Annotated in this window: 15 protein-coding genes; 8 read left to right on the top strand and 7 right to left on the bottom strand. The window is 73.5% G+C overall.

From position 1 onward, the window contains the following. Positions 1–16: 16 nt before the first annotated feature. Positions 17–877 (top strand): FHA domain-containing protein, encoded by an 861-nt coding sequence (locus IPL61_05550; GenBank protein ID MBK9030795.1) that lies wholly within the window; start codon positions 17–19, stop codon positions 875–877. 114 nt (positions 878–991) lie between these two features. Here the strand turns inward: IPL61_05550 and IPL61_05545 are convergent, their stop codons facing one another. Beyond that, the gene (locus tag IPL61_05545; GenBank protein MBK9030794.1) at positions 992–4,606 is read right to left on the bottom strand and encodes a hypothetical protein; all 3,615 of its coding nucleotides are present in this window, start codon (positions 4,604–4,606) and stop codon (positions 992–994) included. Positions 4,607–4,702: 96 nt separating this feature from the next. Between IPL61_05545 and IPL61_05540 the strand changes: the two genes are divergently transcribed. Then, a complete protein-coding gene (locus IPL61_05540; GenBank protein MBK9030793.1) occupies positions 4,703–5,362 on the top strand; it encodes a DTW domain-containing protein in 660 nt (219 codons plus the stop codon). Positions 5,363–5,616: 254 nt separating this feature from the next. Here IPL61_05540 and IPL61_05535 read toward each other — a convergent pair whose 3' ends face one another. Continuing rightward, positions 5,617–7,149 (bottom strand): hypothetical protein, encoded by a 1,533-nt coding sequence (locus tag IPL61_05535; protein MBK9030792.1) that lies wholly within the window; start codon positions 7,147–7,149, stop codon positions 5,617–5,619. A 254-nt stretch (positions 7,150–7,403) separates the two neighbouring features. Continuing rightward, on the bottom strand, positions 7,404–8,093 hold the full coding sequence (locus tag IPL61_05530; protein MBK9030791.1) for a hypothetical protein: 690 nt from the start codon (positions 8,091–8,093) through the stop codon (positions 7,404–7,406). Between the two features lie 424 nt (positions 8,094–8,517). On the opposite strand from IPL61_05530, the gene IPL61_05525 reads away from it, so the two are divergent. After that, complete coding sequence (locus tag IPL61_05525) at positions 8,518–9,591, top strand: PA0069 family radical SAM protein (GenBank protein ID MBK9030790.1); 1,074 nt, start codon at positions 8,518–8,520, stop codon at positions 9,589–9,591. Positions 9,592–9,677: 86 nt separating this feature from the next. On the opposite strand, the gene IPL61_05520 is transcribed toward IPL61_05525, so the two are convergent. Then, the gene (locus IPL61_05520) at positions 9,678–10,073 is read right to left on the bottom strand and encodes a hypothetical protein (GenBank protein MBK9030789.1); all 396 of its coding nucleotides are present in this window, start codon (positions 10,071–10,073) and stop codon (positions 9,678–9,680) included. 208 nt (positions 10,074–10,281) lie between these two features. Between IPL61_05520 and IPL61_05515 the strand changes: the two genes are divergently transcribed. Genes IPL61_05515 through IPL61_05505 form a run of 3 tightly spaced genes read left to right on the top strand, consistent with a single transcriptional unit; the run spans position 10,282 to position 13,968 of the window. Then, on the top strand, positions 10,282–11,256 hold the full coding sequence (locus IPL61_05515; GenBank protein ID MBK9030788.1) for an ATP-binding cassette domain-containing protein: 975 nt from the start codon (positions 10,282–10,284) through the stop codon (positions 11,254–11,256). A 7-nt stretch (positions 11,257–11,263) separates the two neighbouring features. Then, positions 11,264–11,986 (top strand): ABC transporter permease subunit, encoded by a 723-nt coding sequence (locus tag IPL61_05510; protein ID MBK9030787.1) that lies wholly within the window; start codon positions 11,264–11,266, stop codon positions 11,984–11,986. Continuing rightward, the gene (locus IPL61_05505; protein MBK9030786.1) at positions 11,983–13,968 is read left to right on the top strand and encodes a Gldg family protein; all 1,986 of its coding nucleotides are present in this window, start codon (positions 11,983–11,985) and stop codon (positions 13,966–13,968) included. The genes IPL61_05510 and IPL61_05505 overlap by 4 nt, the downstream gene beginning before the upstream one ends. Before the next feature lie 982 nt (positions 13,969–14,950). On the opposite strand, the gene IPL61_05500 is transcribed toward IPL61_05505, so the two are convergent. Beyond that, the gene (locus IPL61_05500) at positions 14,951–15,250 is read right to left on the bottom strand and encodes a hypothetical protein (protein MBK9030785.1); all 300 of its coding nucleotides are present in this window, start codon (positions 15,248–15,250) and stop codon (positions 14,951–14,953) included. 191 nt (positions 15,251–15,441) lie between these two features. Here IPL61_05500 and IPL61_05495 point away from each other — a divergent pair, with 191 nt between their 5' ends. Next, positions 15,442–16,746, top strand: coding sequence for a trypsin-like peptidase domain-containing protein (locus IPL61_05495; GenBank protein MBK9030784.1), 1,305 nt, complete (start codon positions 15,442–15,444; stop codon positions 16,744–16,746). A gap of 356 nt (positions 16,747–17,102) precedes the next feature. Further along, positions 17,103–17,627, top strand: a complete 525-nt coding sequence (locus IPL61_05490; GenBank protein ID MBK9030783.1) for a hypothetical protein — start codon at positions 17,103–17,105, stop codon at positions 17,625–17,627. Positions 17,628–17,650: 23 nt separating this feature from the next. On the opposite strand, the gene IPL61_05485 is transcribed toward IPL61_05490, so the two are convergent. Both IPL61_05485 and IPL61_05480 read right to left on the bottom strand, forming a co-directional pair. Beyond that, positions 17,651–18,493, bottom strand: coding sequence for a hypothetical protein (locus IPL61_05485; protein ID MBK9030782.1), 843 nt, complete (start codon positions 18,491–18,493; stop codon positions 17,651–17,653). A 4-nt stretch (positions 18,494–18,497) separates the two neighbouring features. Further along, on the bottom strand, positions 18,498–19,127 hold the full coding sequence (locus tag IPL61_05480) for a hypothetical protein (GenBank protein MBK9030781.1): 630 nt from the start codon (positions 19,125–19,127) through the stop codon (positions 18,498–18,500). Positions 19,128–19,133 lie beyond the last annotated feature (6 nt).

Raw genomic sequence — 19,133 nt, 5'->3', positions numbered from 1 at the left:
GGCCGATACTCCCGCCATGACCGACCCCAGCCCCCGGGCGATCCGGATCACCGTCACCATCGGCTCGGCGCCCATGCGCATGCTCGAGCTGGCGTCGCCGGTGCTGTGCGGGTCGGGCCGGGCCGCCGACGTCCGGGTCACCGACCCGTCCGTGGCGCCGGTCCAGCTGCGGCTGGCGCGCGACGGTGACGGGGTCGTGGCGATCGCGGTGGCGCCGGGCGTCCAGGTCGACGGGGTCGCCCTGGCGGTCGACCAGCCGGTGGTGGTGACCGGGCGCGCGATCAAGGTCGGTCCGGCCCGGCTGGTGGCGGCCGCCTGGACCGACGCGCCGGCGACCGATCCCGCGCGCACCGACTCGCTGGCGCGCGAGCTGATGCGCGATCTGCTGGGTGAACAGGCGGTGCCGCCGCCCGAGCTGGTGGTCGAGTCCGGGCCGGCCGCGGGCCAGCGCCTGGCGCTGCCCGGCGTCGGCACGCGGGTCGTGATCGGCCGCGGCGACAGCGGCTGGGTCGTGCTCGACCCCGACCTGTCGCGCAACCACGCGGTGGTCGAGCATCGCCCTGACGGGGCCTGGCTCTACGATCTCGAGTCCAAGAACGGCACGCGCATCAACGGCGCGCCGGCGCCGAGCGAGGCGCCCGGCGCGATCCTCGCCGACGGCGCGATCATCGCGATGGGCAAGACCACGATCCGCTACCGCGATCCGGCGGCGGCCGCGCTCGGCGGCGCCGCCGCGATGCTGATCGCCGACACCCACACGCGGACCGGGATCGCGATCCCGGTCGAGGTGCCGCCGCGCTGGCCGATCGCCGTGGCGGCGGTGGTCGCGGCCGCGGCGTTCGCCACCGTCATCTTGCTGCTGGTCAGCGGCGGCTGACGCCGGCCGCGCCAGGGCCGCGGACGTGGCGCCGGCCTCGCGGTCGCCGCGACGGCGCACGCGGTCGCCGCGACGGCGCACGCGCGCCGACCCAGCGACGCGCACCGTCGCGACTCAGGGCGCGGTCTGGATCGCCAGCGAGCCGGCCGGGATCACCGTCGGGTCGAGCGCGTCCCACGCCAGCGTCGTGCCGGCCGCGGCGATGTGGAAGCCGTCGAGGGTCCGGCCGGTGGCCAGCGGCGTCGGCGTCCAGGTCGCCCCAGTCTTGCGCGCGATCACGAGGTCGGCGGTGGCCGCGTCCTGGTAGGCGATCGCCGGCGCGCCGCCGCTGAGGAACACCGTGGCGCCAGCGCCGACCGAGTGCGTGCGATCGCCGGCCCGGGTGCCGTCGTCGACCAGCTCGCTGGCCCCGGCGGTGCCGGTCCACGCCAGGTAGTGCACGGTGTCGGTCCGGGCGTCCTGGTAGGCGATGTGGAGCGTGCCGTCGGGGCCGACCACCGCGCTGGCCCACATGCCGCGATCGCCGGTGGCGTCGAGGACGGTCTCGCTGAACACGCTCGAGCCGGCGCCGTTCTCGACCAGCAGCACCAGCGCGGTCCGGCTGCGATCGTAGTGGACGATCGCCAGGCGGCCGTCCTGCAGGAGCACCAGGCTGGCGAACAGGCCGGTGCCCTGGGGCAGATCGCCCGCCGTCGGCGTCGGGACCGCCTCGCGGCACGTGCCGGCGACGCACGCCTGGTTGTCGGCGCACGCGGTCGCGCAGTCGCTGGTGGGCGCGGCGCAGACCTCGGGATCGCCGGCGGTGACCGGGACCAGGCACGCGTTGCCGGTGCCGCACAGCCCGGCGCACGACACCGTCGCCGTCGCGATCGTCGAGAACCGCCAGTCGTTGAGCCCGGCCGGGGCCGCGGCCTGGGCCCGCGCCAGGCGCAGCTGGGTCTCGCGGGCGCCGCCGGCGCCGGCGACGTTCTGCGCCAGGTACGCGATCACCGGCGCGCCGGTGCCGTCGAGCGCCAGGCTCGCGAACCCGCCGACGTCGCTGTCGTCGTCCTGGAGCGCGTAGCTGGTGTACTCGCCGGCCTTGGTCTCGATCGCGACCTTGAGCGCGGCGTGGTCGCGGTCCTGGTAGGCGATCCGCGCCAGCCCGCCGGCCAGCGCCACCGAGGTGTACGTGCCGACGTCGGGGCCGGCCGCGGTGACGCCGCCGCGGTAGGTCGACGGCTCGTAGGTCGGCGTCTCGTCCGGGACGCCGTCGACCGCGGTGAAGCTGCGGGTGCCGTCGGCGGCGACGTCGACCAGCACGAGGTCGGTGAGCAGCTGATCGTAGGTCGACACGACCGTGCGGGCGCCGTCGGTGGCGGCGCCGTTGTAGCGGCCGAGCGTGCCGACCGCGACCTCGCCCGGCAGGCACGCGGTGTCGCCGCAGGCCGGGGTGCCGCCGCAGTCGCACGCCGGGATCGTCGCGCCGATCGCCAGCACCAGCGCCGCGGTCGCGAGCCGCCGCAGCGCCCGCCGGTCGAGCGACCCGCGCCGGCGCCGGCGCAGCAGCAGCGCCAGCGCGGTCAGGCCCAGGGGCAGGGCGTCGGCCGCGCCGCCGCCGGTGGCGCAGTTGCACCCGCCCTCGCCGGGGGCGCCGTGGAAGCCGGCCTTGCGCTGGCCGCGCTCGGGCGCGATCGGCAGCTCGAGCACGACCGGCGTCGGATCGATCGTCTCGCTCCGGCCGTGGACCCGGGCGCGGACCTCGATGCGGTGGATGCCGGGCAGCCACAGCGTGCGGCTGGTGACGGTCTGGGTCGGGTAGGGCGACCACGCCGACCACAGGCCATCGTCGGTGCGCCACGACCACTCGAGATCGGGGGCGTCGCCGCCGAGCACCAGCGCCACCTTCGGCGCGGCCTCGGTGGTCCAGCGGTCGGGATCGTCGAGCGCGTCGGCCGGCGGCAGCAGCACGTCGTCGATCGTCGCGGTGGTCTCGACCGGCGCGCGCATCATCTGGCCCGGCACGAGGTCGGCGAAGATCGCCAGGAACCGCTTGCTGTCGACGGCGGTGATGTCGGTGACCTCGATGTTCAGGCCGCCCAGCGCCGGCAGCGCGAACGAGCCCAGGCCGCCGGCCAGGCCCGGCAGCGCCAGCTCGAGCAGCGCCGGGAACCGCAGCGCCAGCTGGGCCGGGTCCTCGGTGAGCGCGTCGCTGTTCTTGACCGACAGGTTGGTGAACGCGCCGGCCAGATCGCCGAACACCGGCTCGAGCTCGCCGGCGGCGTTGACCTGCATGCCCAGCGGCAGGTGCAGGTCGGTGACGATCGTGAAGATGCGGACGTACTGGTCCTCGATCGACACGAAGAAGTCGAGCTCGAGGCCGCGGAACGTGATGTCGAGCAGCGGCTCGTCGACGACCATCGTGCCGTCGGGCGCCATCGTGAACGTGTTGAGCCCGAGCACCATCGTCGGCGGCGCCTGGGGCCGCAGGCCGACCGCGACCGCCCCGGTCTTGGTGAGCAGGTTCGACAGCGACGGCGCGATCAGCCCGAGCGTGTCGGTCGTGAGCAGGTCGACCGTGCGGGTGCCGACCGTCAGGCACAGGAGCCCGCCGTCGTAGAGGCTGTAGGCCAGCTCGTCGATCTGGCTCTGGTGCAGGCCGAACGCCAGGCCGAACGGCGCGCCGGTGTCGGGCCGGGTGTTGCCCTGGAAGAACGGCGAGGTCGGGATCGTGACCCGGGCCGGCGCGGTCGCTGGCGGGCCGCAGCGATCGCGCGGGGCGCCGGCCGGCTGGAAGCCGCCGAGCAGGCCCAGCGCCAGGCCGTTGCTGTCGGACGTGGCGTAGCCGCCGGCGACGTCGTAGACGTCCATCGCGCCGGTCGTGCCGGGCGACAGGCTCGAGAACAGGTTGGCGCCGCGGGCGCGCCCGGTGATGCCGACCTCCTGGTAGCAGGTGTCGTCGGCGCGCATGCACACGTTGTTCGTGCACGCGGTCGCGAACGGGCCGCACTCGCCGACCTGACCCGACGGGCACTGCTTGCACGCCTGGTCGGCGACCGCGCCCTTGATCGCGTCGGAGAAGGTGCTGGTGAGCGTGCCGATGAACAGGCCGATGCCGAGGCTGGCGAGCTGGCAGCCGAAGCTGCCGGTCAGCGCCACGTCGGCGCTGGTCAGCTGCGACACGACCACGTCGCCGACCTCGATGCGCGTGGTCGAGGCCGTCGCGTCCTGGCGGAAGTTGACCGGGATGTCGAGCTTGATGTCGGGGTCGGGGCCGGGCGCGGTGTCGATCCGCACGCCGCAGTCGCCGACCAGCGGCACGGTCACCGGGATGTCCATCTGGGTGCGGACGCGCGCGCGCACGGTCACGTCGAGGCGCGACGCGCCCTGGGCCGGGCGCAGCTCGAGCCGCGGCTGATCGCCGGGCTGCTGGGTCAGATCGATCACGATCGGGCCGCACGGCGACTGCGGGTTGCCGCCCGGGCAGCACACCGGCGTCGAGCCGCCGCAGCTCGCCGGCACGTCGAAGGTCAGGCCCATGCCGCCGAGCAGGCCGCCCAGGAGCGCCGCGGGATCGGCGGCGACCGAGGCCAGGCCCGACTGGCTGACGCGGACCTGCGCGGCGTTGGGCGTGCGCGCCGCCGACGGAAATCCGCCCGGGATGGGTTCGAGGCTCGAGCAGCCGCCGCCGCATCCTGTCGATGCGGCGACCGCCACGAGCACGAGGCTCGCAAGGTAAGGCTTGGTCATGATGGCTCCCCGGTGGCGATGGGACCGGATGCGGTGGCGGGGGTCAAGCGGGATCGCCGGCCGACGTCGGCGCGCCGGGCCGCGTAGGATGGCGCGGTGAGCCGCCGCGCCAACGCCGATCTCCGCTGTGCCCGCTGTCGGATGCTGGGCGGCCTGTGCCTGTGCGCGCTCTTGCCCGCGCTCGACACCCGGACCCGGCTGGTGCTGGTGATCCACCGCTACGAGGATCGCAAGCCGACCAACACCGGTCGGCTGGCGACCGAGTGCCTGCGCAACAGCGAGGTGATCGTGCGCGGCGGCGAGGACCACGTCGAGACCCGGTTCGCGCCGCCCGCGGGCACGCGCCCGGTGCTGCTGTTCCCCGACGCCGACGCGGTGCCGCTCGATCAGCTCGCCGGCGGGGCCGAGCCGGTCACGCTGATCGTCCCCGACGGCACCTGGCGCCAGGCCCAGCGGGTCCGGTCGCGGGTGCTCGGCCTCGACGCGGTCGCGTGCGCGACCCTGCCGCCGGGGCCGCCGTCGCGCTACCGCCTGCGCTCGGAGCCGCGCCCGGGCGGGCTGGCGACGATGGAGGCGATCGCGCGGGCGTTCGGGATCCTCGAGGGCCCGGCCGCCCAGGCGGCGCTCGAGCACGTGTTCGCGGTCATGGTCGAGCGGACCCTGTGGACCCGGGGTCTGCTCGCCGCCGACGCGGTCACCGGCGGGATCCCGCCGGGCGTCACCCGGGATCCGCGGCGCCCGTCGAGCGAGCCGTGACGCCGCCGGCGCGCCGCGACCGCGTCGAGCGCGGCGACCGCCGAGGGCCGCCGCCCGCGTGGCGTCCGCCCATGCACGAAGTCCGGACGTCGGACATCGTGACGTGAACTGACGGGGCGGGCGGGGCACCGCGATGTCCTGCGCGCTCACCGCCGATCACACGATCTGGTGCTGGGGCGCCAGCGCGCCGACGCCGCCCGCGATCGCGCTGTGAGGTGACCGCGGGCGCCGCCGCGATCACCGGCGCGCCCGCGCTACTGGAACTTCAGCCAGTAGGTCAGCGCGGTCTTGGCCGAGGCCGGGAGCTCGGCGCCGTAGGTGTGGCCGCGGTTCTCGACCGCGTCGGTGCACAGCACCGCGCCGGTCGCGGGATCGCGCGAGAACACGTACGTCAGCGGCGTCCCGGCCGGGAACGGCCCCAGCGCGATCGGCAGCGCGTAGATCTTGGGCGTGCGGGTCGAGCTCATCAGCTCGGCCATCGCCGCCTCGTAGCTGGCGGCGCGGGCCGCGGGCGAGGCGTCGGGCGGCGTCCACGGCCCGATCGACTGGTTGTGGAAGAACGGCGCCGTCGACCAGATGCCGGTCAGCGGCATCGTCCGGTAGCCCTTGTAGCCGCGCTGCTTGAACACGTCCGACGAGAACGCCGACCACAGCTTGCCGGTGTCCCAGTTGGTGGACAGCGCCCGGCACGCGTTGGTGCTCTGCGGATCCGCCAGCGGCGTGATCTCGTCGTCGCTGTGGGCCCGGCGGCCGTCGCCGTGGGTGACGTGGCAGCCGGCGCACGTGGTCTCGAACGCCACGCGGCCGTACAGGTACCGCAGCAGGCTGCGCGGGTGGTCCGGGTACTGCGGCGCCCGCACCGAGCGCAGGAACTGGCCCAGATCGTCGAGGTCGTCCTGCGGCGGGAAGTCGGGGCACGCGGCCCGGCACTGCGCGAGATCGATCGGCGCGCCCGGGTCGGGGCGATCGGCGCGCGGCGCGATGCACTCGGCGAAGCACACGCCGATGTTGGTGTAGACGCGGATCGCCGCGAGCGCGCTGCCGACGTCGTCCTCGCCGCCCTGGCCGTTGCGCAGCTGCTCGGCGTCCATGCCGACGTCGAAGGTCGCGCGCTTGGGCTGATCCCAGAACGCGGTCACGACGCCCGGGTTCATGATGTTGTCGTTGAACAGCGCGGTGGTGTCGACGGCGCCGTCGGGCCAGGCCGCGAACATCAGCCGGCGCGGATCGGTCGCGGCCAGGTTGTGGCCGAAGACCTCGCCGAACTTGGCGTGCTGGTTGCCGATCGTGGGATGGATCTCGGCCCAGGTCGGCTCGGCCGGATCGGCCGGCGGATCGACGGGGTCGAAGCCGGCGTGGCAGGCGGCGCACGCGGCGCCGTAGATCGTCGAGCCGCCGGGGCCGGGCCGCTTGCGGATGCCGACGACGCCGGTGGCCTCGGGATCGCTGCACAGGTCGAGGCCGCCGGCTGGGTCGGCGACGCAGTCGGGGTCGTTGATGAGGCCCCACTGCGCGAACCGGTCGGCGCGGGGCGTGGCCAGCACCTCCTGGAACGCGATCCGGATGCGCTTGGCGGGATCCGGGTGGACCGCGAGGAACGCGAAGAACTTCTCGCCGCCGTAGGTGTTCTTGAACCAGACGTCGCGGCCGTGGCGCTCGGCCGTCGACAGGCCGTGATCGACCACGGTCGGACGCTCGAGCTGATCGAGGTCCGACGGTTGGTCGGCGCAGGCCGCGAGGCCGACGCCGAGGAACGAGAGCACGATCGCACGGGGGACGCTGTTCATCCTCTTCTCCTCTCGGTCACCAACGACCGAACGACCATCCTGGAGAATCGCGCGCGCGTGTCTCAATGTGAGTCTTTGTAAAATCGTTTTGAGGTGAAACTAAATTAACGGTCATTACAGAAAGCCGTGTGCGCGGACGTGTCGACGTGTGCGCCGATCGGGCGCGGCGTGCGTGCGCGCCGACGATCACCCGACAGGCGCGATCACCCCGACGGGGTGACGTGATGGCGCGGCGTGGGTCGGACGACCCGCGGTCAGTGATCGTCGGCGTCGGCGTCGGCGTCGGCCAGCGTGATCTTCGTGCGGAACGTCGCCGCCGTGCCGTTGGTCATCGGCGGCAGCTCGACGGCGAAGAGCGCGTCGCGCAGGCACGGGCCGAGCTCGAGGTCGGCGGTGAACGGGGCGTCGCCGGCGAGCTCGACCTCGACGACGAGCGTGCCGAGGTCGGGGTCTCCCTCGAGCCGGAGGTCGAAGTCGACCTGCACCCGATCGGTGCTGCGGCTGGCGCGGGTGCGCTCGTAGCATTCCTGGAACGACGGCATCAGGGGCATGATGCTGTCGAGCACCGCGTTGGCGTCGACGGTGCCGGGCAGCGGCGTCGGCGCGGGCTCGGTCGGCGTGGTCGGCGTGGTCGGCGTGGTCGGCGTGGTCGGCGTGGTCGGCGTGGTCGGCGTGGTCGGTGTGGTCGGCGTGACCGGCGTGGTCGGCGTGGTCGGCGTGACCGGCGTGGCCGGCGTGGCGCGCTTGGCCGCGAGCCGGGCCAGCAGCGCCGCGCGGGCGTCGGGCCGGATCGGCCGGAACCGCGGCGGACCGTCGGGGACGACCGGGCGGGTCGGCGCGGCGATCGCGCCGGCGTGAGGCCTGGTCGGCCTGGCGGGCTTGTCGCGACGGACGTACCACCAGACCGTGAACGCACACAGCAGCGCGGCGATGGCGAAACGCATCGGGTGGTTCATGAGTGCTCGAGCGCCGGCGGCGCGGTCGGCGACACTGTCGCACGGATCCGGATCCGGATCCGGAGCTGGAGCCGGACCCGGAGCCGGAGCCGGACCCGGACCTGGAGCCGGATCCGGAGCCGGAGCCGGAGCCGGAGCTGGAGCCGGAGCCGGAGCCGGAGCCGGAGCCGGGCTGGAGCCGGAGCCGGGCCGGGCCGGGGCGGAACCGGAGCCGGCACCGGAGCCGGAGCCGGAGCCGGACCCGGAGCTGGAGCCGGAACCGGAGCTGGAAGCGGAAACCGGGACCCGGAGCCGGAAGCGGAACCGGAGAGCGGACCCCGCGTCCGATCTCGTCTGGGCGACGTCACAGGGTCCGGGCACGCTCACGGTCGTGGCCGCCTGGACCAAACCGCCCGACCGCCGGCCCGAGGACATGCCCGGGCCTGAGGTCCACGCCGGCCGCGGCGCCGTGACCAACCCGCAGGGGCGCTACGAGGCGCTGACCCGCGCCACCTTCGACGACGGCTGGGGGCCGCTGAGCGACGACGATCCCCGCCCGGCCCCGGCGACGACCGTCGTCGACGAGCAGATCCAGTCGATCATCGCGCGCAACGACTCGCCCGACGTGCCGTTCGATCGCTCGATCAACCCGTACCGCGGCTGCGAGCACGGCTGCGTCTACTGCTTCGCGCGGCCGACCCACGCCTACCTGGGCCTGTCGCCGGGGCTCGACTTCGAGACCCAGCTCCGGGCCAAGCCCGAGGCGGCGGCGGTGCTGCGGCGCGAGCTGGGCAAGGCCAGCTACCAGTGCGCGCCGATCAACCTCGGCGCCAACACCGACCCGTACCAGCCGATCGAGCGCGAGCGCCGGCTGACGCGCGCGGTGCTCGAGGTCCTGGCCGAGACCCGGCACCCGGTCACGATCATCACCAAGAGCGCGCTGGTGGTCCGCGATCTCGACCTGCTGGCGCCGATGGCCGCCGCCGGCCTGGCCCAGGTCAACCTGTCGCTGACCTCGCTCGATCCCGGGCTGGCCGCGATCCTCGAGCCTCGAGCCGCGCGCCCGCACCGGCGCCTGGCGGCGATCGAGCGGCTCGCCGCCGCCGGCGTCCCGGTCGGCGTGCTGACCTCGCCGATGATCCCCGCGATCAACGACGGCGAGCTCGAGGCCCTGCTGGCCGCGGCGCGCGCCGCCGGCGCCGGCTACGCGTCGTACGTGGTGCTGCGCCTGCCGCACGAGCTCAAGCAGATCTTCGACGACTGGCTGCGCGCGCACTTTCCGGATCGGGCCGAGCGCGTGCTCGCGCTGGTGCGCGGCCTGCGCGGCGGCCAGCTCTACGACAGCGACTTCGCGACCCGCATGCGCGGCACCGGGCCGTACGCCCAGCTGCTCGAGCGCCGCTTCACCGTCGCCCGGGATCGCCTCGGCTACGCGCCGACGCCGCCGATCCTCGACCGCGCGCAGTTCCGACCGCCGGCGCGGGCGGGGCAGCTGCGGCTGTTCTGACCGCCGGCGCGGGCGGGGCAGCGCCTGTTCTGACCGCCGGCGCGGTCGGCTGCGCCTGTTCTGACCGCCGGCGCGGCGTCGTCTCGTCAGCGCCGCGACGTGCGCGTGGACGGCTTCTTCGGCGCCGCCTTGGGCGTCACCTTGGCCTTCGCCTTGCTGCGGGTCGCGCGCGCGGTCGGCGAGGTGGTCGCGCGGACCGCCTGGAGCTGCTGGTTGGTCGTGCGCTTGGTGCGGTCGACGCTCTTGCGGGTCGACTTGCGCGACGGCGTGCCGGTCGCCGAGTCCTCGAGCGCGGCGCCGCCGCGGCGCCCGGCCAGCAGGTTGCGGTTGGGACCGCGTGTGGCCTTGCGGTCGGTCGCGCTGACGCCCGGCAGCGACGTGTCGACGACCTCGTCGCGACGGGGCTTCTTGGGCTGCTTGGGGCGGGGGGGCTTGGCCGCCCGCTGTTGCTCGGTCCGGAACGCCTGTGCCTTGGTCGCCATGCCCCGACCATAGCGCCGCCGCGCGATCGCCGCGCCCGATCTGGGAGCCGATCCGGGAATGTCTTGCCCGTCTGGTCGGTTCGGCCGGTGTCGCACCCCGTCGCAGCGAGGTCGGGGGCTTGACAGAAACTCCGGTCAACAATAAAAGCGCTGTTCTTTCGATGATCTCCACGACGCGAGCCCGGCTCCGCAAGCCCGGGGAGCACCCATGATCCAAGTCTCCAACCTCACCAAGTACTACGGTGGGAAGCGCGCGCTCGGCCCGGTCTCGTTCGAGATCGAGAAGGGCGAGACCGTCGGCTTCCTCGGGCTCAACGGCGCCGGCAAGACCACCGCCCTCCGGGTCCTGGCCTGCGACCTGCGGCCGACCGCCGGCGCGGTCTCGGTGGGCGGCACCGACGCGCTGTCCAACCCGCACGAGGTCCGCCGGCGCATCGGCTTCCTGCCCGAGACCCCGCCGCTGTACACCGACATGACCGTCGAGGCGTTCCTGACGTTCGTGTGCGATCTGCGCGAGGTCCCGTCGAGCGAGCGCAAGGCCAAGATCGGCGACGCCCTCGCGCTGACCGATCTCACGCTCGTCGCCGGCGAGCCGATCGGGACCTTGTCCCACGGCTACCGCCAGCGCGTCGGCGTGGCCCAGGCCATCGTCCACCGCCCGCAGCTGGTCATCCTCGACGAGCCGACCCGCGGCCTCGATCCGCGCCAGGTCGTCGAGATGCGCAAGCTCATCCACGAGCTCAAGGACAAGCACACCGTCCTGCTGTCGTCGCACGTGCTGTCCGAGGTCAGCCAGACCTGCGACCGGCTGCTGGTCCTGGGCCGCGGCCAGATCCTCGGCAGCGGCACCGAGGCCGAGCTGGCGGCGCAGCAGGAGCCGGTGTTCTCGGTCGAGGTGACGGTCCGGATCCCGGACGGCAAGACCGCGGCCGCGGCGACGATCGTCGACGCGGTCGCCGGGGTCGACGGCCTGCTCGGCAAGAGCGCGCCGGCCGAGCGCGGCGACGGCTGGGAGCTGGTGGTGTCGAGCAAGCGCGACGTCCGGGCCGAGATCAGCCGGGCGGTGATCGCCGCCGGCCTCGATCTGCTGCGGCTCGACGCGCGCCGGGTCGACCTCGAGAACACGTTCCTGCGCATGGTCGACGTCGCGCCCGCGGCGCCGTCGGCCGAGGCCAAGGAGTGACCTGACCATGCGAGCGATGTTGACGATCTTCCGACGCGAGTTCGCGTCCTACACCCGCTCGATCCTCGGCTGGGTCGTGGCGGCCGTCGCGCTCCTGGCGATGGGCATCACCTTCCAGGCCTTCGGCTACAAGAGCGCGCTGGCCAGCGAGATGCTGCAGCAGTTCTTCTGGAGCTCGAGCGGCGTCGTCATGATCATCTCGGTCATCCTGTCGTTCCGGGTCATCGCCGAGGAGCGCCAGTCCGGCTCGATGATGCTCCTGTCGACCTCGCCGGTGCGCGAGTCGGCGATCGTCGTCGGCAAGTTCCTGGCGACGCTGGCCTTCCTGACCGTGATCCTGGCGCTGTCCGCGTACATCCCGCTGCTGATCAAGGGCCAGGGCAAGATCACCGGCGGCCAGATCTTCGTCGGGTACCTCGGGCTGTGGCTCTTGGGCGCGACCTGCCTGGCGATCGGCGTGTTCGCGTCGAGCCTGACCCGGGAGATGGTCATCGCGGCGGTGGTCGCGGCGATGGCGGTGGCGTCGCTGGTGCTGCTCTACAAGCTGTCGCTGGTGCTCGACCCGCCGCTGCGCTCGGTCTTCGCCGAGCTCGACCTGTGGTGGATCCACTACCAGAACGGGTTCATGCGCGGGATCTTCAACCTGAAGGACCTCGTCTACTACCTGGCGATGACGTACTTCTTCCTGCTGCTCGCGGTGAAGACGCTGGAGGCGAAGCGATGGCAATGAACACTCCGTCCCGCCTGTGGGTGCGGGTCTCGCTCCTGGCGTCGGTGGTCTTCCTGATCCCGGCCCGGCGCAACCTCGAGACCATGCCGTCGCTGGCCAGGGCGCTGACGATCCTCGGCGTCGCGGTGTTCCTGGGCGGCCTCGGCGCCCAGGCCTGGCGCTGGACCGCGGCCAAGGGCAAGCGCCGGCAGTCCGAGACCACGCTCCTGGCGTGCTACCTCGGCGTCCTCGTCGCCGGGCTCATGTACTTCCTCACCACCAAGGGCGGCCTGGGCCTGGTCGGCATGGCCGAGGCCGCGCCCAGGTCGCTGGCCCGCTACGACGTCGTCATGACGATCGGCTGGGTCCTCGTGGGCGCGTGCTCGCTGCTGCCGGCGGTCTTCATGGAGGCCACGGTCGGCGAGTGGACCGCCGACGATCCCGACGACGCGGTCGAGTTCCAGCGGGTCCGCGAGATGGGCCTGTCGGGCCTGACGATCGCGCTGGCCGCGGCGCTGATGATGGTGACGTGCAACGTCGCCAAGCAGAAGAACATCCGCAAGGACGTCTCGTACTTCAAGACCTCGGCGCCGGGCGACTCGACCCGCAAGATCGTCGAGAGCATGAAGGCGCCGGTCCGGGTGCTGCTGTTCTTCCCCGAGGTCAACGAGGTCGGCGAGGAGGTCGAGGGCTACTTCAAGGAGCTGGCGCGCCGCACCGGCAAGGTGACGATCGAGCGCCACGACCGCCTGGTCTCGGCCCAGCTGGCCCAGAAGTACCAGGTGCAGAAGGACGGCACGGTCGTGCTGGTCCGCGCCAGCGACGATCCGAAGGCCACCGGCGCCGACGCCGAGAAGAGCGGCAAGTTCGACGTCGACACCGACTTCGATCGGGCCCGGCGTCAGACCGGCAAGCTGCGCGTGCTCGACCAGACCGTCAACAGCGAGCTGCTCAAGCTGGTGCGCGAGAAGCGCAAGGCCTACCTGACGGTCGGCCACGCCGAGCTCAACGATCCCGACTCGCTGCCGGTCGCCGCCCGCGGGCGCTACCCCGACGCCAAGTCGGTGGTGATCAAGGCCATCCTCGGCCAGCTCAACTACGAGGTGAAGACGCTGCCGACGATGGACCTCAACCGCGAGGTCCCGGCCGACGCGACGATCGTGATGGTGCTCGGCCCCAAGACCCGGTTCGAGCCGGGCGAGCTGACGGCGTTGACGGCGTACCTCGATCGCGGCGGCCGACTCCTGGTCGCGGTCGATCCGATGGGCGAGTTCGAGCTGGGCCCGCTCGCGGGCTACTTCGGCGTCACCGTCGACCGCCACATCATCCACGACGATCGCAACTACACGCCCGAGCGCGGCCAGCCCACCGACAAGATGCTGGCGCTGACCAACGGGTTCTCGTCGCACCCGGCCACGACCGCGCTGTCGCGCGGCTCGGCCAACCAGGCCATCCTGCTGCAGACCGCCGGCGCGCTGGTCGAGCGGGACTTCGACGTGCCCGGCTCGACCGAGAAGCCCAAGCGCACGATCATCATCCGGTCGATGAGCGACTCGTGGCTCGACCTGGACGGCAACCACAGCTTCGACGGCGCCACCGAGAAGCGCGATCGCTACCCGGTCGGCGCCGCGGTCGAGGGCCCCAAGCGCAAGGACGCCGACGGCGCCGACGCCGAGGGTTGGCGCGCGCTGGTGTTCTCGGACAACGATCTGTTCGCCGACCGCCTGTTCCAGACCCTGACCGGCCAGAAGGGCCTCGACACCAACAGCCGGACCCTGCCCGACGACGGCATCCGCTGGCTCGGCGGCGAGGAGGCCTTCGCCGGCATCGTCAACAACGAGAAGGAGAACGAGGTCCGCCAGACCAAGAAGCAGCAGGCGCTGTGGTTCCTGGCGACGACGCTCGTGGTCCCGATCATGGTGTTCGGGCTCGGCCTCGCGTACGCGCTGTCGACCCGCCGGCGCCGGCCGCTGGCGCCCGCGAAGATGGAGAAGACGTCATGAAGGGAGTCATCGTCCACGGCGCCCTCTTGGGCGTGATGCTGGTCTACGGCTACAAGACCTGGACCAAGGAGGCGGCCACCAAGCCCGCGAGCGGCGAGGTGGTCATGTGGACCCGCGGGGAGGACAGCCTCACCAAGATCGAGTTCCAGACCGAGAACCGCCTGGTCACGATCGAGCGGCGCGGCACCGGCGCCGACGCGTACTGGTGGGGCTCGGAGGCCAAGACGGTCAAGAAGCCCAAGCCGGTCGATCCGACCCCGCCGACGCCGCCGGCCGATCCGGCGACGCCGGGCGCGGGCTCGGGCTCGGCCGATCCGGCGACGCCGGGCGCGGGCTCGGGTTCCGACGCGGCCGAGCCGCCGCCGGCGCCGCCCGCGCCGGAGTTCATCGACGAGACCACCACGACCGAGTTCCCGATCGGGCCCGAGGGCGAGAAGCTGGTCAAGCAGTTCGCGCGCATGCGCGCGATCAAGGGCGTGGGCGTGCCCAAGGACGACGTCAAGAAGGACTACGGCCTGCTCGACTCGCAGACCTCGATCGCGGTGGTGTTCGCCGACGGCGCCAAGACCCTCGTGGTCGGCGGCCGGGTGTTCGGCGGCGGTGATCGCTATCTGCAGGATCTCGACACCGGCAAGGCCTTCGTCGTGCTCGGCACCCTGGTCGCGTCGCTCGAGGGCGGCGAGGCCAGCCTGCGGCCGATCGACCTGCGCTCGTTCGACGCCAAGGCCGCGACCGCGGTCGAGCTGGTCGCGCAGGACAAGACCAAGCGCGTCCAGCGCATCAAGGTCAAGCCGCCGACCCCCGACGAGCCCGACCCCCACGCGCCGCCGCCCAACGCCGACGAGCTGATCGAGACCTGGGGCCAGGGCGCGACCGCCGACACCGTGGCCGCGAACTTCCTCGACAAGCTCGAGAAGCTGCGCCCCACCAGCTACGACACCAAGACCGACCTCGCGTCGCTCGAGGTGGTCGTGGCCGCGACCTACCGCGACGGCAAGGGCGCGCAGCTCGGCACGATCAAGCTGCTGCGCCGAGTGACCGCCGCGCCGGCGGATCCGAGCGCGCCGGCCGACCCGACCAAGCCGGCCGACCCGGCCAAGCCGGCCGACCCGGCCAAGCCGGCCGACCCGTCCAAGCCGGCCGACCCGGCCAAGCCGGCCGACCCGACCAAGCCGGCCGACCCGACCAAGCCGGCCGACCCGACCGCCGCGCCGACCAAGCCGGCGGACAAGGTCGAGTACTTCCTGTGGACCGAGCGGACGCGGGTGCCGGGGCTGCTCACGACGCTGCAGGCCGAGCGGGTCGAGCAGGACGTGCCGACCCTGTTCGCGCAGTGACGCCGCCGCGGGCGTGAGTCGAGCCGAGGCCGCCCGCGAGGCGGCCTCGGTGCTTTTCGGCGCGCGGGCGGCGACGCGCATCGGAATACGAGCAACCGCGGCGGCGGTCTGTCGATCTGAACCCCACGGAGACCCCATGACCCGATTCACTCGCATCCGTCGCTCCCTCGTCGCCGGCGCCTGCGCGGTCGGCCTGGCCGCTGGCGTCGGCCTGGTCGCGCGCTCCGCTGATCCTCGCGCCGCCCAGGCGACGCCCCTCGCCGGCGGCTCGACCGAGATCGCCGACGTCGCCGAGCGCGTCGTCGACAGCGTCGTCAACGTGTCGACCACGCAGCGCGCGGCGGCCGGCCCGTACGCGGCCGATCCGTTCTGGAACGATCCCAGCTCGCCGTTCTTCGGTGGCGACGACCCGCGCAAGGCCCAGAGCCTCGGCTCGGGGGTGATCGTCAGCCCCGACGGCCGGATCCTCACCAACGCCCACGTCGTCGACAACGCCGCGGCGATCCGCGTCACGCTGCGCGACGGCACCGAGTTCGCCGCCAAGGTGATCGGCGCCGATCCGCGCAGCGACGTCGCGGTGCTGCAGCTGATCCCGGGCAAGGGCGCCAAGCTGCCGGCGCTGCGGCCGCTGCCGATGGGCGACTCGAGCACGCTGCGCCTGGGCGAGGTCGTGCTCGCGGTCGGCAACCCGTTCGGCGTCGGCCAGGCGGTGACGATGGGCATCGTCTCGGCGGTCGGGCGGGCCTCGGTCGGCATCGAGCAGTACGAGGACTTCATCCAGACCGACGCGGCGATCAACCCCGGCAACTCGGGCGGCGCGCTGGTCGACATGAAGGGCCACCTGGTCGGGATCAACACCGCGATCCTGTCGCGCACCGGCGGCTACCAGGGCATCGGCTTCGCGATCCCGACCAACATGGCGCGGCCGATCATGGACATGCTGATCAAGGACGGGCGGGTGTCGCGCGGCTATCTGGGCGTGCAGCTCGCGCCGCTCGATCAGGACGCGCGCGCAGTTCGGCATCAAGGCCGCGAGCGGCGTGGTCGTGCAGTCGGTCGGCCCCGGCACCCCGGCCGCGAAGGCGGGCCTGGCGGTCGGGGACCTCGTGACGGCGATCGACGGCCAGCCGGTGCGCGAGGTCGGTCGGCTGCGCAACCTGATCGCCACCCGCGGCGCCGGCAAGACCGCCAAGCTCGACGTCGTGCGCGGCGGCGACGCCCGCGCGGTGGCGGTGACGCTCGGCGAGCTGCCGGACGTGCGCGTGGCCCAGGCGGCGCCGGCGCCGTCGCGGCTGCGACCGCGGGCGCCGACGGGCCGCGGCCTCGGGCCCGACGCGTCGAGCTGGCAGCGCGAGGAGATCATCATCCACCCCGACGGGCGCGTCGAGCGGCGCCAGTCGAGCAGCGACGACCCGCAGGGCCAGGTCCAGCCCTGACGTGAGGGCCTGCGCGTGAACAAGTCGATCGAGGATCGCGGACGAGGCGCCCGGATGGCAAGGCGACGGCGAGGACCGGAGGGAAGCGTCCTCGTTGGACGTGCCCCGAGGACCGGAGCCGGCAACGCAGCCAGCCGGGATGGATCGGCCGCGAGACCGACCGAGTTGTTTACGCGCGGGCCCTGAGGGTTCGCCGGGGTCGAGCCCGATCCGCGTGCGCGGTCGAGGCGCGGCGCCGGCCGGCGCGGACGCGACGACGAGGACCCGCGCGCGACGTCGCGCCGTGGGTCGACCCCCGGGTGAGTCCCGGGGCTCCGCCGGCCGCCGCGCGCTGTCAGAGTGACCGCGCACGATCGTCGCGATGCCGATGATCGCGCTGGCCGCGCTGCTCGCCGCGGTGGTGCTGGCGCTGGCGCTCACGGTCGGCGCACGCCGGCTCGCGGCCCGGGGCCGGTCGCGGCGGGCGCGGCGGGTCGGGCGCGCCGCCGCCGACGGGGAGCTGGCCGGCGCGGCCCTGCTCGAGGCCGCCGGCTTCGCGGTGATCGATCGTCAGGTCCGCCACGCGCTGACGGTCGAGGTCGACGCCGAGCGCTACGACGCGGGGCTGCGCTGCGACTACCTGGTCGAGCGCGCCGGCCAGCGCTGGGTCGGCGAGATCAAGACCGGGGCCGAGGCGCCGAGCCTGGCCAACCCCGCGACGCGCCGCCAGCTGCTCGAGTACCAGGTCGCCTACGGCGCGGTCGGCGTCGTGCTGGTCGACGCCACCACCGGCGCGGTCCACGAGGTCCGCTTCGCGCTGCCGGTCGCGGCGGTGGCGTCCGCGCGCTGGCCGCTGTTCGTGCTCGGGGTCGCGGTCGGCGTCGCGCTGACCATCGGCCTGCGGTAGGCCGCGACGATGGCGCCGGTGCGCTAGCGTCCTCGGGTCGCGCCGAAGCGGTCGCCGAGCTCCTTGATCTCGAACACCGGCAGGCGGTGGACGTGGCCGAGGTCGTCGAGGCGCTCGACGGTGCGGCCGGTGAGCGTGGCGACGATCAGGAACTCATCGCAGTACGACGCGCCGCACCGGTACGAGCGGTCGCCGGCCTTGAAGTCAGCGACCAGCGCGCGGTTCGTGAGCTCGAACTGCGCGAGCGCGGACCAGCGCGAGGTGCTGCTCACGGCGATGGGGATCGTGAAGACGAAGCGATCGCCGGTGAAGTCCTTGTTGGTCATGCTGCCGCTGGGCTGGCGCAGGACCAGGTAGCGACCCTTGAACGAGCGCGGCGCCTCGATCAGGTTGGCGAGCGTCACGGTGGCGACCGGGATGCGGCGCGCGTCGGGGTAGCGCCGGTCGAGGTCGGCGGCGAGCTGGTCGAGGGCGGTCAGCTCCGGCAGCTCGCCCAGCGCCGCGTCGGCGACGAACAGCGGGTGCGCGCCCTGGGCGTCCCAGATCTCGGTGCGCCAGACGCCGTCGGTGGCGGCCTGGCCGATGACGGTGACGTCGCGGTTGTGGAGCACGTGGTGGCCGCCGGCGCACGGGCCGCCGGCGCGCGCGGCCTCGGCGGTCGGGCACAGCCAGACCTCGTCGGCGATGACGTAGCGATCGACGCGGGCGTTGGCCTGGGCGGCCTCGCCCCGGCGCCGGGCGTCCTCGGTCATCTTCCGGTCGGCGGCGTTGCGCTCCAGGAGCGCGGGGAGGTTGCAGGCGGCCTGGCCGCCGACCAGCGACAGGGCGACGACGGCGGGGACGAGGCGGGATCGACGGGGGGACATGGGGTCACTCCTTGGTGGCGACGCACGGGGTGCGATCGAGCTGGGTCGCGTTGACGAAGCCGTGGATGTAGAGGCCGTCGACGTTCCACAGCTCGACGTGGACGCGGCGGCCGCCGCAGCCGAGGACGCGGACCGGGGTGACGGCGCGCAGCAGGACCACGCACGCCGGCACGATGCTGTCGGCGCCGGGGCACAGCCTCGACTCGCGCGTGACGGTGGCGTCGGCCAGCGGCGCCACCGGCGCGGTCGCGGCGCCGGTCGTGCCGAGGTAGATCCAGCCCTTCCAGCCGCGCTGGGCCGGGATCGGCGAGGTCACCACCTCGACGTAGATCCACGGGTTGCGGCCGATCAGCCACGCGTCGGGCGCCAGGGCCTCGCGCTGCGCCACGTAGTCGTCGGCGACCCGGACCTCGGCGCCGGCTGGCAGGACCCGGTCGAACCGAAAGCCGCGACGGTGGAAGTCCTCGGGATGGAGCCCGGGGCCGATGATGTCGAGGAGCAGCGAGTCGTCGACGACGTGGAGGTGCTCGCCGCCGGTGAGCCCGTGGGGCGGGGGCAGGCCGGGGACGAACAGCGCGCAGCCGCCGACGGCGACGGCCAGCGCGACGATCAGGCAGGTGGGACTGGAGTGCACGACGAC

The organism is Myxococcales bacterium (assembly GCA_016717005.1).
GTDB lineage: Bacteria > Myxococcota_A > Polyangia > Haliangiales > Haliangiaceae > UBA2376.
The sequence above is the reverse complement of the archived record's forward strand: the minus strand, read 5'-3'. Positions and strand labels throughout refer to the sequence as shown.

Excerpts from the sequence above, each read along its gene's own strand:
- IPL61_05550 (MBK9030795.1), top strand. The coding sequence starts at position 17 with ATGACCGACCCCAGCCCCCGGGCGATCCGGATCACCGTCACCATCGGC.
- IPL61_05545 (MBK9030794.1), bottom strand. The coding sequence starts at position 4,606 with ATGACCAAGCCTTACCTTGCGAGCCTCGTGCTCGTGGCGGTCGCCGCA.
- IPL61_05535 (MBK9030792.1), bottom strand. The coding sequence starts at position 7,149 with ATGAACAGCGTCCCCCGTGCGATCGTGCTCTCGTTCCTCGGCGTCGGC.
- IPL61_05530 (MBK9030791.1), bottom strand. The coding sequence starts at position 8,093 with ATGCGTTTCGCCATCGCCGCGCTGCTGTGTGCGTTCACGGTCTGGTGG.
- IPL61_05525 (MBK9030790.1), top strand. The coding sequence starts at position 8,518 with ATGCCCGGGCCTGAGGTCCACGCCGGCCGCGGCGCCGTGACCAACCCG.
- IPL61_05520 (MBK9030789.1), bottom strand. The coding sequence starts at position 10,073 with ATGGCGACCAAGGCACAGGCGTTCCGGACCGAGCAACAGCGGGCGGCC.
- IPL61_05515 (MBK9030788.1), top strand. The coding sequence starts at position 10,282 with ATGATCCAAGTCTCCAACCTCACCAAGTACTACGGTGGGAAGCGCGCG.
- IPL61_05510 (MBK9030787.1), top strand. The coding sequence starts at position 11,264 with ATGCGAGCGATGTTGACGATCTTCCGACGCGAGTTCGCGTCCTACACC.
- IPL61_05505 (MBK9030786.1), top strand. The coding sequence starts at position 11,983 with ATGAACACTCCGTCCCGCCTGTGGGTGCGGGTCTCGCTCCTGGCGTCG.
- IPL61_05495 (MBK9030784.1), top strand. The coding sequence starts at position 15,442 with ATGACCCGATTCACTCGCATCCGTCGCTCCCTCGTCGCCGGCGCCTGC.
- IPL61_05490 (MBK9030783.1), top strand. The coding sequence starts at position 17,103 with ATGCCGATGATCGCGCTGGCCGCGCTGCTCGCCGCGGTGGTGCTGGCG.
- IPL61_05485 (MBK9030782.1), bottom strand. The coding sequence starts at position 18,493 with ATGTCCCCCCGTCGATCCCGCCTCGTCCCCGCCGTCGTCGCCCTGTCG.